The organism is Rheinheimera hassiensis (genome assembly GCF_022436675.1).
Classification (GTDB): Bacteria; Pseudomonadota; Gammaproteobacteria; order Enterobacterales; family Alteromonadaceae; genus Alishewanella; species Alishewanella hassiensis.
Map to the genome: position 1 here is coordinate 348,540 of NZ_JAKUJZ010000005.1, position 12,876 is coordinate 361,415.

Annotated in this window: 15 protein-coding genes; 2 read left to right on the forward strand and 13 right to left on the reverse strand. The window is 47.7% G+C overall.

Going from position 1 to position 12,876, the window contains the following annotated elements:
- Both MJX74_RS12790 and glnB read right to left on the reverse strand, forming a co-directional pair.
- The gene (locus tag MJX74_RS12790) at window positions 1-1,176 is read right to left on the reverse strand and encodes a tetratricopeptide repeat protein (protein WP_240223221.1); all 1,176 of its coding nucleotides are present in this window, start codon (window positions 1,174-1,176) and stop codon (window positions 1-3) included.
- 32 nt (window positions 1,177-1,208) lie between these two features.
- A complete protein-coding gene (glnB, locus tag MJX74_RS12795) occupies window positions 1,209-1,547 on the reverse strand; it encodes a nitrogen regulatory protein P-II (RefSeq protein WP_068228692.1) in 339 nt (112 codons plus the stop codon).
- 149 nt (window positions 1,548-1,696) lie between these two features.
- Between glnB and nadE the strand changes: the two genes are divergently transcribed.
- Window positions 1,697-2,524, forward strand: a complete 828-nt coding sequence (gene nadE, locus MJX74_RS12800) for an ammonia-dependent NAD(+) synthetase (RefSeq protein WP_240223222.1) — start codon at window positions 1,697-1,699, stop codon at window positions 2,522-2,524.
- Window positions 2,525-2,594: 70 nt separating this feature from the next.
- Window positions 2,595-3,101 carry a GspH/FimT family pseudopilin gene (locus MJX74_RS12805; protein ID WP_240223223.1) on the forward strand — a complete coding sequence of 169 codons (507 nt, stop codon included), beginning with the start codon at window positions 2,595-2,597 and terminating at the stop codon, window positions 3,099-3,101.
- Here MJX74_RS12805 and MJX74_RS12810 read toward each other — a convergent pair whose 3' ends face one another.
- The 11 genes from MJX74_RS12810 to MJX74_RS12865 form a co-directional block, all read right to left on the reverse strand.
- Entirely contained in the window at window positions 3,102-3,497 is a 396-nt protein-coding gene (locus MJX74_RS12810) for a type IV pilin protein (protein ID WP_275692774.1), read from the reverse strand.
- Entirely contained in the window at window positions 3,498-4,574 is a 1,077-nt protein-coding gene (locus tag MJX74_RS12820; protein WP_240223224.1) for a hypothetical protein, read from the reverse strand.
- A gap of 1 nt (window position 4,575) precedes the next feature.
- On the reverse strand, window positions 4,576-4,947 hold the full coding sequence (locus tag MJX74_RS12825) for a hypothetical protein (RefSeq protein WP_240223225.1): 372 nt from the start codon (window positions 4,945-4,947) through the stop codon (window positions 4,576-4,578).
- Complete coding sequence (locus MJX74_RS12830; protein ID WP_240223226.1) at window positions 4,944-5,909, reverse strand: PilW family protein; 966 nt, start codon at window positions 5,907-5,909, stop codon at window positions 4,944-4,946. The genes MJX74_RS12825 and MJX74_RS12830 overlap by 4 nt, the downstream gene beginning before the upstream one ends.
- Window positions 5,910-5,911: 2 nt before the next feature.
- Window positions 5,912-6,406, reverse strand: a complete 495-nt coding sequence (pilV, locus tag MJX74_RS12835) for a type IV pilus modification protein PilV (RefSeq protein WP_240223227.1) — start codon at window positions 6,404-6,406, stop codon at window positions 5,912-5,914.
- A 74-nt stretch (window positions 6,407-6,480) separates the two neighbouring features.
- Window positions 6,481-6,894, reverse strand: a complete 414-nt coding sequence (locus tag MJX74_RS12840) for a type IV pilin protein (protein ID WP_240223228.1) — start codon at window positions 6,892-6,894, stop codon at window positions 6,481-6,483.
- A gap of 8 nt (window positions 6,895-6,902) precedes the next feature.
- Window positions 6,903-10,337, reverse strand: a complete 3,435-nt coding sequence (locus MJX74_RS12845; RefSeq protein ID WP_240223229.1) for a pilus assembly protein — start codon at window positions 10,335-10,337, stop codon at window positions 6,903-6,905.
- 10 nt (window positions 10,338-10,347) lie between these two features.
- The gene (locus MJX74_RS12850) at window positions 10,348-10,866 is read right to left on the reverse strand and encodes a pilus assembly PilX family protein (protein ID WP_240223230.1); all 519 of its coding nucleotides are present in this window, start codon (window positions 10,864-10,866) and stop codon (window positions 10,348-10,350) included.
- A gap of 9 nt (window positions 10,867-10,875) precedes the next feature.
- The gene (locus MJX74_RS12855) at window positions 10,876-11,829 is read right to left on the reverse strand and encodes a PilW family protein (RefSeq protein WP_240223231.1); all 954 of its coding nucleotides are present in this window, start codon (window positions 11,827-11,829) and stop codon (window positions 10,876-10,878) included.
- On the reverse strand, window positions 11,826-12,242 hold the full coding sequence (gene pilV / locus MJX74_RS12860) for a type IV pilus modification protein PilV (protein ID WP_240223232.1): 417 nt from the start codon (window positions 12,240-12,242) through the stop codon (window positions 11,826-11,828). The genes MJX74_RS12855 and pilV (MJX74_RS12860) overlap by 4 nt, the downstream gene beginning before the upstream one ends.
- Window positions 12,243-12,253: 11 nt before the next feature.
- Window positions 12,254-12,871 (reverse strand): GspH/FimT family pseudopilin, encoded by a 618-nt coding sequence (locus MJX74_RS12865; protein ID WP_240223233.1) that lies wholly within the window; start codon window positions 12,869-12,871, stop codon window positions 12,254-12,256.
- Window positions 12,872-12,876: the final 5 nt, after the last annotated feature.

A 12,876-nucleotide genomic window follows, 5' to 3' on the forward strand; every position in this document is an offset into this window, starting at 1 on the left:
TCAGTGCGTAGACTGACGCAGTTTTAACGCTTCAAGTTTTGCATGATAGCGTTGTTGTGTATTGTTATCGGTGACCAGCTCAGCCGCTTTGCTAAGCACCTGCAGTGCTCTGCCAGTCTGATTGTTACGGTAATATGCCAACGCCAACTCCAGTTGTAACTGATGCATATAAGGCGCTTGCTCTGCTGCTTTGTACAAATAAGTTACGGCCTCCTGATACAGGTTTTTCTGTTGTGCGTTTTTCCCCAGCACATACCACAGGTATGGGTCATACTCGTTAAATGACGACAAGGATTGTAGCATCTGCTGAGCAGTATCCGGGTCTCCCTGACTTTGCTTTAGCACTGCATAGTTCGTAAGCAATGTGACCTTACTTGCTGAAACATCAAGACCATATTGATAAAACTGCTCAGCCAGTTGCATCTCATCCATACGCCGGTGAACTACTGCTGTCAGATTAATAACTGCACTGTAATCGGGAGCATATTGCAATGCAGTTTTTAGCAGTGCCAGAGCCTGGTCATATTGCTCAGCCAGCAGAGCATCAGCTGCCAGGTTACGATAGAACATAGCTATAAAGGTTTTCTGGGTAATTCTGGGGCCGGTTATATCTGCTGACGATGGCAGATAATCTACTACCAGTGACGGTTTTATAAAATACAAAGTATCTTTTTCAGGAACAAAGGTTGGATCATACAAAAAGGTTCTAACGTGATCTGAAGACACCATTAAATCCTGCTCAAAACTTATAACAGGCGCCGAGATAATGCTTTGAAACTCTATTTGCACACCAGCCAAGTCTGCCAGAGCTTTGGTCAGCACGGCCAGGGATATACAGTTTCCACTTTTAAGGGCGTAAGCCTCTGTTGCCGTGTAGTTTTTACCCTGATAGTCAAAGCCTGCCAGGTGTTGTTCCAGAAACTGATATACCCGCCGGTGACCTGCAATATCCTGATTCTCAGTAGCATGAAAATATGCCAGAAACTCAGCTTGTTGTGGCGCTGACAACTGAAAAATATCATCAAGCGTCGGTGTATTAGCGTTGGCACTTTCTAACAATACTGAATAGGGTAACACAGCAGTATTGGTTACTTGGGCCGGAGCAGAACTACAAGCACTAAGGCCCAGCCAACTGAGCCCAACAACAAAAAGATAAAATGATGTGGATGAGACCATAACATACTCAGGTTAAATAATTATTAACCTTGTTATATCGCATCTTCGTCTTCTTCGCCAGTGCGGATACGTACTACGCGTTCAACATCAAACACAAAAATCTTGCCATCACCGATACGGCCTGTTTGTGCGGTTTTCATAATAGCTTCAACACAGCGTTCTACCTGATCGTCGGTAACCACAATATCCAGTTTTACTTTAGGCAAAAAATCGACCATATACTCTGCACCGCGATACAGCTCTGTATGGCCTTTTTGCCGGCCAAAACCTTTAACTTCAGTAACTGTCATACCGGTAATACTGATATCTGCCAGCGCTTCACGCACGTCATCCAGCTTAAAAGGTTTAATAATGGCTTCAATTTTTTTCATCACAATTTCCGTCAGTTAAGCGTCGGTAGTATTGGCAGTATAATACAAGGCCGGATGCTGTTCAGCAGTTAATCACTAAGAATCACTTGATCTGCTGAGGGTAAAACACGATAAGATAGACCGGTATTTTCAGCAGAGGCCCAAATAGTATGAATGCAGCACAGATTATTGCCGAAATGCGGGTGCTACCGCAGATAGATCCGCAATTTGAGATCCGCCGCCGGGTTGAATTTATTAAGCAACGTCTTCGCGCCTCAGGCATGAAAACACTGGTACTGGGCATCAGCGGTGGTATCGACTCTACTACTTGTGGCCGGTTAGCCCAGTTGGCTATAGATGAGCTGAACGAAACCGGTAGTGGTTATCAGTTTATTGCTGTGCGCCTGCCATACGCTACGCAAAAAGATGAAGCCGAAGCCCAGATGGCGGTTGATTTTATTCAGCCAAGTAAAGCGTTATCGGTAAACGTACAGCCGGGTGCAGATGCTATTCACCAGGCAACCTTTAGTGCCATGGCTGCTGATGGCCTGGCTACCGCCAGTGAGGCTCAGGCCGACTTTGCCAGAGGTAATGTAAAGGCCCGTACCCGTATGGTGATTCAGTATCATATCGCAGCCCTGCTTGGAGGCTTAGTGCTGGGCACCGATCATTCCGCTGAGAACATTACCGGTTTTTATACCAAATGGGGCGATGGCGCCTGCGATTTAGCACCGCTGTTTGGCTTAAGTAAACGCCAGGTACGATTAGTGGGTAAAACACTGAGGGCACCAGATGTGCTGGTAAGCAAAACGCCGACTGCCGATTTAGAATGCCTGGCACCACAAAAAGCAGATGAGGCAGCGCTTGGCTTAACTTACGAGCAAATTGATGATTTCCTTGAAGGTAAAACAGTATCTGCTGAGGTGAGTGAAAAACTGATTGGCATTTATCTGAAAACCCAGCATAAACGTCAGCCGATCCCGACAATATACGATTAGAAGCAATTATTTTACATTAAACTAATAGATGCTACGCTTTTTGCAGGAGAATCACTGCAAGGAGCGTTGTATGTCATCAAAGACAAGCCGGGGATTTAGCTTACCAGAGCTGATGATTACGCTGGCCATTCTGATCATTTTTGTCACTGTTGCAGTACCGGCAATGGCTGAATTTATCGATCGCCAGCGCGCTACCGCTTATGTCCGCCAGTTTAGCCAGCATCTGGCTTTTGCCCGTGTTGCAGCCACCAGCAGTAACCTACCAGTACAACTATGCCCCACCGTTGAGGGGAAATGTGAAGCACAGTGGCAAACTGTACCGGTGCAATTATCGATGCTTTATCCTGACACTAACGAGCGCACCCTATTGCGCGAAATACCCGCAATTGATCCGCGTCATAAACTAATCTATAACCGCGAAGCCATAACATTCCGGCGGGATGGTAGTTTAAATGGTTTTGAAAACGGTACTTTTTACTATTGTCCGCAACAAAGTTATCAGTGGCATTACCGCCTTACCGTAAATCAAGCCGGCCGTAGCAGGTTAACTGAGGTCGCCACACCTTGCCCGGCCTAACTAATTCCAGCAAGCCTGAGCTTGGAGATCCTGACCGTTACGTTGTCCAAGGTGGTTCAATGTAAACAGTTGGCATTCGCTATCGGCCTGTTGTTGCCCCTGAGCCTGAGCTGTCAGCTCAAATTCCTGCTGCGCTGCAAACAGATTAATATTAAATGTATAGCGCTCTGACGCCTTAACACCGAGTACAGCTAAATCTGCCGAGTACGCACCGTAGTCGGCTAAATGCTGTTCTTGCGCATTTGCAAGTTGCAATAGCTGTGATATTGCTTCTGCGCGATAGCTTCGTAACACATACTGCTGATAAGACGGGTAGCATATCGCCGCCAGAATACCCACTATGGCCAGTACTATTAATAACTCGATTAAACTAAAACCAGGCTTAACAGTTTGCATTTAGTGGCCATCCTGCTCTGCCTGAAAGGTTGCCAGCCGGCTGATCCGGGGAAACTGATCAGCCGTCAATGCTACAGCACAATTGGCGCAATCCGGGGTAATTGCCAGCAAATCTGCCTGTACGCTTTGCTGTTGCTGTTCGTTATGCAAACTTAATTCAAGCTCGCCTTGCGGGTTTTTCTGCAACACCAGCTTGCCCCGTTCCAGCGCAGGTATTTGCCAGTTCCTTCTGGCATACACTGCCCCAGCGTGATGCAAGTGTAATGCATGGAGCTCCAGTTCAGTATTTTCTGCCAGACTGCAGTCTGGCTGCACCGCAGCTACCTCTGCAGAGCTAAGGTACACCACCCCGGCATAAACCTGCGGCACGGCAGTAATACGTTTATCCATGCTGACATACCAGCCAGCGCCCAGCTGTACCTGCTGCCAAAGCTGTTCGGCAATACCTGACACCGCTTCAGCATCGCTCAGATAGGTTCTGTCTGTCAGATCACTAAGCTGTATAACGACGCGCTGCGGCGATAGATGCTTTACTACCAGCAAGGTGTCACCTCCTGCCGCCATACTGGCAATAATCAACAGCATGGTCTGGCGTTGTAACGCGCCAACGCCAACGGGCGCTAATGTTTGCAAAAGTTGTAACGGTTGGCGAAACTCAGCCGCAATATCGCTAAAGTCGGCTACCAGTTCAGGCTCGGCAAAACCACTACGGGTTAGCGGGACAAACCACAGACGGCCACTGGAATCAATAGTATAAACAGCATCAGCTATACCATCATAGTTCTGGTCCAGCACTATCGGTTGCGCTTTAATACTACTGATCTGGCCTGTTTCAGTTGGCCAATTTGTCAGTTGGTCCAGCAGCACTGAACTATCAGCACTGTGCATCCTCAGCACGCCTTCAGCGTCAGGTATATCCAGCTGAATATTATTACTCAGGCTGATTTTTCTGGGCGGGCCATCATCTAACAATGACGGTAACGTTGCGGCAACGGCAGTAGTATCGTTTAAGTCACAGCTGTGGCTAAGGCCACTGACAACAGAAAATATAATGCAAATAAACCTGTGCTTTAGCATTTTAGTCTGGCTCCTGTATCAGTGTCGTTTTCAATACCAGGCTACTGTAACCGGCATAAAAAAGCCTGCTGTCTGAGTAAGCTGCAGTGTCAACCTGTATCACTTCACACTGCACAGCACCACCAGACCAGGCAGCATAGCTTGCCGGACAAGCTGTCATTGTTCGGCTTACGGCAGCAGCCTCGTCGGTCAGCGCGTTAAGCACAGCTATATGTTGTGCCAATGCTTCTTGTGCAGTTTGCAACTGTTGTTGCCCGGCATAAGCTGTTTTGTGACTTAACTGGCTAACCAATAGCATGGCTGAGATCAGCAAGCTCATCACCAACAGAAATACCAGCGCCATAATAAGCACCATGCCCTTGTGTGTTGTCATGAGCCCTCCTGCAGCGCAGCATTCTGGAAAAAGATACTACTGCTAACCAACAACCTGCGGTAATGGTCACCTGGCGCAATAAACTCTGAGCCGCCCATATCATAGCGCTGATTGTTGATATAACCGGGATCAGGCTGGCGGGCGCGAAGCAGCACATAATAACGGATGCTGATAATACGGCTGTTTTTTTGCCACCAGAAATCTGCAGCCATCTGCTGGGTTGGCAAAAAATAATTCAACTGACCATTCAGGTTAGTGTCAACACCGAACTCAAAATGCATACGTTCAACGCCATCAAGTACAGAGTCAGTACTGATAGTGGCGCTACCAGCCTGATTTCTGGCCAAACGCTTGCGCATCAGCACAGGCACGGTATTACCGTCTACACGCTGCAACTGCAGATAAAACACCAGATGCTGATAAGGAAAATAATCATAGGCGGCGTTAAGCCCGGGGCTGTTGCCGTCAACAAAGCGGCTGTGTTGCCAATCTGTCTCCAGATAAAATCGGTTTTGTCTCATTTCTGTTGGAATGGTCAGTTGGCCAACAAGCCGCTTTACCTGTAATAGTTCACTATCAGGTATGGTTTGAGTTATACAATTCAGCTGGCGCCCGGCAGCAGTGCGGCTGGCATACAAAGTGACAAAGTTGCGCCCGGCCTGAGGAAAGCTACCACTATCAAGCGCATCTTCAACACAATCGGGTGCCGGAGAAGCCGGCATTGGTGACGTAACAGCCAGCATAGGGTCGGCTCTGCCGCCCCAGAAACCGGTATTAGTCAATTCATTCTGAAACAAGCTCATTACCAGTTGCGCATTCTGTTGCAATTCAGATAATTGCTGGGCCTGTTTGACAGAGCGGCTTAAACTGCTAAAGGCGGTTAGCACCATGCTGAGTAAAAACAGTGCCAGCAGCATAGCAATAAGTAATTCCGTTAACGTAAAACCCGCAAGTCGGCGCACAGTTACCTCCAGCGGCTTTGTACTGTAAAGCCACTTCTGCCAGCACCCGCTGCACAAGACTGACCTGCTGGCTCGGCAGAAAATGCCCTTTGCTGCCAGCTAACGTCCAGCCTTACGCCAGCCCCTTGTGACTGCAGACAAAATTCAGGATCATAAAGGCCAGCACCATGTTGTGGCTGTAATTGGGAAAACAAGTGATGTAACTGCGCATCTGCCAGTTGCTCTGCAGAACAAAATGTTGGAGGGGTACATACGGGAATCACAGGTAGCTCGGTATATCGGGTAACGCGCTGGCCGACAGTAGCACTCAAACTCTGATTAGCTCTTAACTCATTGAGTAAACCATAACTCAGCGCTACAGCCTGGGTTCGCTGTGTAGCATCCTGCACCTGACGTAACGCCACTGTTTGTGCAGCCAGGATGCCTAACAAGCCCACTTTTAAAACCAGCAGAGTAACTAATACTTCAACCAGGCTAAATCCATGTTGTAACCGCATATCCGTATGCCCAAGGCCATTAACTTAACCTTAAAGTTACAACATTATTTCAAAAGATCAAATTTAATTCTAAATTACCAGCATTGCCTTACATCTGCTACCACAAAACCACCATTAGCGCCCCTACGTCCGGCTTGATTGAGTATAAGTACGCCACATTCATCTGTGGCCTGGCTGCCAATTGGCGTAGCATTCAGAGTGTATGTTCTGGCGGCCTGATCTGACACAGCAACAGTGTAACGCGTGTCAATATCGTTTATGCACTGCAAAGCCGGTATCTCAATCCCCTCATAGCTGAAAGATGCCGTGTAACTGCGCTCCATAAACTGAGAGAGTTCTGTAAGGCAAGCTACAGCCGCGGCTCTGTTTGAACGCTGCACGTGGCCTTGATAGGAGGGGTAGGCAATTGTAGCGAGAATACCAACAATAGCCACTACCACCATTAACTCAATAAGAGTTACCCCTTTTTGTCTGCGTTTTATGTTCATATATTTGCTCATTGGTTTGTCAGCTCACGCCAGGATACCCTGCCCTGTAAAAAGTTCGGAGCGACGTTGATAACACGTCTGCGGGTATCCGCTAAACTAGTCGCCAAACTGGCCGTGCCATCGTTATTATTAAACACTACAGGCTCGCTGGGCATACCATCAAAACGCATGCCAGATACTGGCGCATTAGTTCCATTCACACTCAGCCCATCATCACCATCAATGTCACCATCTCCATTACGGTCGAAATACATATAATTAAGTCGGCTGCCGGTATAAGGGCTTACCGCCATAACCCAGCCACTCCCTTGCGGGTTACAATCATTATCACCAGGCGCTATTGTATTTATAATCAAGCTATTACCTACAATCTGCGGCCTATTAACAATACGTTCCCGGGCGTCGCTCAGGTCAATATACCAGCCTCTTGCTCCGGCCATATCATGTGGCTCGCCGGGCTCAATCACTCGTGCATTATCCTGCTGAGCAATAATCTCGCGCTGTTTTAGTTCTGATCTGTTGTTAATAACCAAGCCATCTCGGATACCGTACCAGGTGTTTGCATCACTGCGTAACGGATCCTCTGCAGCTAGCATTTTCCCGGTACCAAAAAATACCCATAAATAGCCAGTTGCCGGCTCTGAAGATAGTGAGATACCACCAGTAACAGGTTGTGGATTGCCATTCCTATCCGCTGCAGTAAATAAAGGCGCACCGTTATAAGCCACATTCCACATCGCCGGATTACTCGAAGACAAATCAAACTTCCATATATTGCCCAGAATGTCGCCAGCGAAAAACCAGTCAATATTACCATCGCCATTACGGTCCCAGCCTTCTATCTGTCCGACACCATTAGGCACACCACTGTTCGCTTCCAACCTTTTGATAATATTGCCATTTTCAAGGTCGATAACCAGCAAACCTGCTTTGTTGCTGCTGTTATTATAGCCATAACCGGCTATTGCGGCCCACTTGCCATTATTCAGCCTGGCAATCACAGGTTTATTAGTGGTAATACCTAACTCAGGGTAGCGTTTATCCCATAGCACTTTCGTGGCGCCATCACTGACCAGCCCTTGCGGACTAGACACATCAATGGCAAATAAGCTGTCTCCGCCACGGCCAAGAGAGCCAAGCAGAATTGAACGCCAACTGCTATTAATATAAGCATCAAAGATTACCGGCGAGCCATCAACATAATACTTGTGCTGATAATCTATGCTGGCAAACGCAGCCAGATCAGCGCTTGCGGTTAATATTTGCTTAGGCACATAGGCCATAATTTCGGTGCCAGTATTACCATTAAACGCATGTAACATACCGTCATTAGCGCCAACATAAATAACCGGCGTTCTGCTACTGTTGGTAGCAAAGAATTCTCTGTAGCTGCTGGCGCCATCCCAATTGTACCGCTGATAATCACGGTTAACCGGCACACCAACGTAGGCAGGAGACGAGTTAGCAATATCGCCCATTAAAGACACTCTGCGGCGAAACTGCGCATTTGTGCCAACTTCTAAACTCCGGTCTCCCCGCAGATAATTTACCAAATTTGTTTTACCACTTAACGCATTCCCATCCGCGGTCACATTTTCCGCGGTAAAAGCAGTCGCAGTACCGTTATTTTTACCAAATAAGATATTGCGTGCGACTGGTACCGGGAAGTTTGACTCCCATACAGGTGTACTTATATCTTTGATATTAAAAGATTTAAGCGAACCGCTCCATTCACCAGAGTTAAAGCTACCCTGATAAATAAAGTTGTCTGCCTGTAATGATGTGGTTGTACCGGCAAGGTTAGAGGCAGAAGCCACCCGCTCAATAATCGCATTTAGTGTACGCTCTAACTGGATGGCAAAATCGTCAGGCTTATCTGCTGTGAAGAAACCTCCGCGGCTATTAACAGAAGCATGCAGTAAGTCATCTATCTTGGCGCTATTTTTCGCCGCCTCATTACCGGCAAAAGGGCTATCCCAGCTAACACTGTCATTATTATTAATCGCGGCAAAAGCTGTTGCCGGATTAACTTTACCAATAACGCCCAAGCCAATGCCAAAGGTAACCATATGCTGCCAGAACGCTGGGTTAATCGTACTGGTAGGAACGCGGTTATCTAAATTAGTACGTAAGTCATTCTTCCAGTACTTCATAGCAACATCAGCCAGGGTCGTACTATGCCCATCAGAGAAAGGTGCAGTGGCTGTATATTGGTAATTGCCTCCGGTATCACCTAATGGCCGTAAGATTGTATTGCCTGCCGAACCATCCTGATTGCCAACATTTGAAGCGGTATCACCATCAGACCAATAACCATCCGTCATTAATATCGTAAAGCTTTGCCGGCACGATATATGGTCTATTGATTGCTCACTACCTGAGCCCGGATTAACTCCCCACGGGCCCCGGCTATCAGTGCGGGAAAAATAACGCCCTGCCGCATCCAGTGCAGTGAGCAACGGCGTACCCGCAGCAGGTACATCCCTGCCGTAAAGATCAGAGTAGAAATTGTTCTTGGCAGCATCTTTAAACTCGCGCACACCTCTGACAACTACGCCGGTGTTTACACCGTCAATCGACGAGCTGTCTTTGTTCAGCGCACCAAAGCCTACACGCATTTTCTCAGATTGACCGACAAAAGCGCGGCCAATGCCTGCCCGGCTGGTTAAAATACGCGAGCGGTGATAAGTGTACCAGTTGGCAAAATTTTGCATCTCCTGGTTATAACTACACACACCTGCAGAGCAATCTGTTCGTTTATCACGGCCATGACCGCTGTACGAAGCTGTACTGCTTTTAATTTCAATTTTTGTATAGTTGTTCCATTGCCAGGCACTACCACTATTAAGGTAAAAATAAGTTGCCGGCCAGAAACTACGGTTATTGGTGTCATAGCTACAACTACCGCTGGAGTTACATTTATACCAGCGATTGCTATTGTAACGACCATTGTTACGGGTTAAATCCCGGGCAACTGAGTTCGCGGTATCCGCCGAAGGACAGGTGCCAGTGGCCATAGGGTTATGCCAGGCACAAGCCGGTGCTGCATTAGGGAAGCTGGTGCCATCAGCCCTGACCCAGGGTTTATAAGTTACGGCAGGATCATAGTAGCTTTTATTGTTTTGAGCAGAACGGGTAAATGCATTGTACGCTTCGCCGTCTTCTACCGTAGGGACATAGTTGTTGTAGTCACTTGAGCCGTATACACCGTTTGCCCGTGGAAAAATATAGCGCTTATCTGAAAACATAATTTCATCTGGCAGCAGTTCGAACTGCATTGAGCCTGAGTCATCAATAATAAACATAATATTGGGTGGTACTGCGCTGCCTGTTTGTAGCGGAATATCCGATATCTCAATCGCCGCATGCGCTGTCGCAGCGCCAAACAGTAAACCTGCAATAAAAGCGAACCTGAAAGAACGATTAAACCTGAATTTACTCATAAATACTTCCTCAGCGACGCCAAATGGTTTGCAAGGTCACTTCTGCCCGCCCTGGCGTTGCAGGAACTCTGGCAGTAATACGAAAAGTCGGTTCTTTACATCCGGCTGGCGGGTTATTTGCCTGTCTGTCGCACTCAGGCGGAAATACCCAGTCGCCCATATATTCAATAATATAACTGGCCGGATTAGCCATATCATCGTTCATCGCAGGTGCCTGGACCCAGGTTACAACCTGGCCTGGTGCCCAACGATCCGGTAGTAATGGGTCAGGAATGTTATACACCCCGGCATTATTGATTAAGCCTATCGGGCCAGCGGGCAGCGGAGCCGCCTGAAGTAAACGCTCAGCAACCAGCAACGCAGCCTCTGCTTGCTGTAATGCTAACTGCCGGTCATGCAAATTACCGGTCATTTTTTCCTGTACCGTTGTGCGCTTCATATTACTGACAGCCAACAGTGTAATGGCCAGCAAAAGTAGCAAACTGACAACCAAAGCAACACCATGCTGTTTACCTAAGCGACTTTGCATAATTAAACCCTAGTTGCGTAAAGTAACTAAAAAGTTGATTGTTCTGACGTTGTCAGGCACGTTTTGTCCCTGAAACACAGCGTTGTCGAGGGTAACAGTGACATTCACTGCAATAATTGACTCCCACTGCCCTGCTGCTGTTACGGTTGCAGCCTGCTGAAACAAACCGTTGTTACGGTTAAGATAGGAAAACTGTAAGTTAGCCACGCCAAATAGCACCTCTTCATTAATCTGCGTATTGCCAACTAACGAAGCCCGATACAAAGACATAACATTGTCATCACTGCGGCTGGGGGCAACAAACCAGGCAATAGACTCAAAGCGCATCAGAACGCCGTTATTAGTAAAATTTCGCGCCTCAGCTAACCCCGGGACCCACACCGCCGGATCGACAAAACCAAGATTAGCCTCGCTGTTAAGGCCACTGACATTGTGCGTAACACTGGTAGCACCAGCCTCGCTTACCTGAAAAATACTGGATAAGCTTTCATCGCAGGCAATGGCTATTTCTCCGGCCGCTAAAACCGGATTGCCGTTTAACGAGATTACTGCGCCATTGTAATTACTGATCGTATTACTGGCGCCAGAGCCAAACATCAGCCGTATGGCCTCAGTGCCAACTCTTGGTGACAAGCCATTAATTTGCGCAACGGGTGAAGCAAACCCCTGCATACCGCCCGCAGCGTTCCAATCGGCCCATGCCGGCCGGACTCCCAATATGGCAATAATATTTGATACCCGCTCATTATTGCTGCAACCAGAAAAACCGGCGTTGCGGATATCCTGCGACATCAATTGGAAACTCAACCTGGCTATGCTCTGCATATCACTTATTGCAGCATTCGCCCTGCTGGTAGTCTGATTGGCTATAAATACCCCTATAGCACCGCCCAAAACCAATAATCCCAGCACCATGGCAATCATTAATTCAACAAGCGAAAAACCTCTGACAATACTCTTCATGGCATCACCTGAGTTACAATAGAATGCTGGGCATTTAACCGCTCGTCCCCCCAGGCAATCGTGACGGTGTATCTATCCCCTTCCCAGGTGACAACCGGGCAGGTGTCTTCCCGGGTTGCCTGTTTCACATCCTGCACCCAGCCGGCAGTGCCTAATTGCACACTACCAACACAGTCGCTAAAAGCATAGTTTCCCAGTCTGGCCGCTTCTGGGTTGGCTCTTAACAACTCAGCCAGTGTATCAGTGAGAATAACGGCCATGGTTTTCTCAAGCGAGCTGTTAGTATTGCGCATACTCGAGGTTTGTAATGCCGCAACACCTAATAAACCAATTCCCAGTACTAACACAGATACCAGCACCTCCAGCAGAGAAACGCCCCGCTGTTTATTAAAAGTGTGAACACCATTGTTCATATTATTTTCCCCTAAGCCGGATTTGCGGGTGCCGGACAGTTTTGTCCTGCACTGGCACTGACAACCCGCGTCCGGCCCCCAGAGTGCATCTCAATATCCCGGATATTTTCCGACAACGTTATGTTGGGTAAACAAACCCGCAAAACACCATTTAACGGGTTGTTAGCGTTACCACTTCTTATTAACCCCTGAGGGCTAAAACGCAAAGAATGCCCAACACCACCTAAGACAGCATCGGCAACATTACTGCTGGACAACATAACCAGCCGCTCAGACTTAATGATACCTGTTGCAACTACGGTAACATCTGTAGTGCCCCTCACCAGCCAGCCTTGCCAACCCGCAGCAGGCGGGGCTGAACAATTTTCTCCGTCTGTTGTATGACAAAACACTATACTTTCATTTCGCTTAATGGCTTCAGTGCGTGCCAGAATAAGCACGGCCAGCACCTCATTAGCCTGAGCCGTTAAACGATTACTGTTTATAAGATTGGTAAAAGAGGGTACTGCCACAGCCATCACAATGGCGAGCACCGCCACCGTTACCATCAACTCGACCAGCGTAAAGCCGTGTTGCAGCCGTAGCGATAAAATAGAATTGGAATATTGATTTCTTTCAGCAGTTATCATTAGGG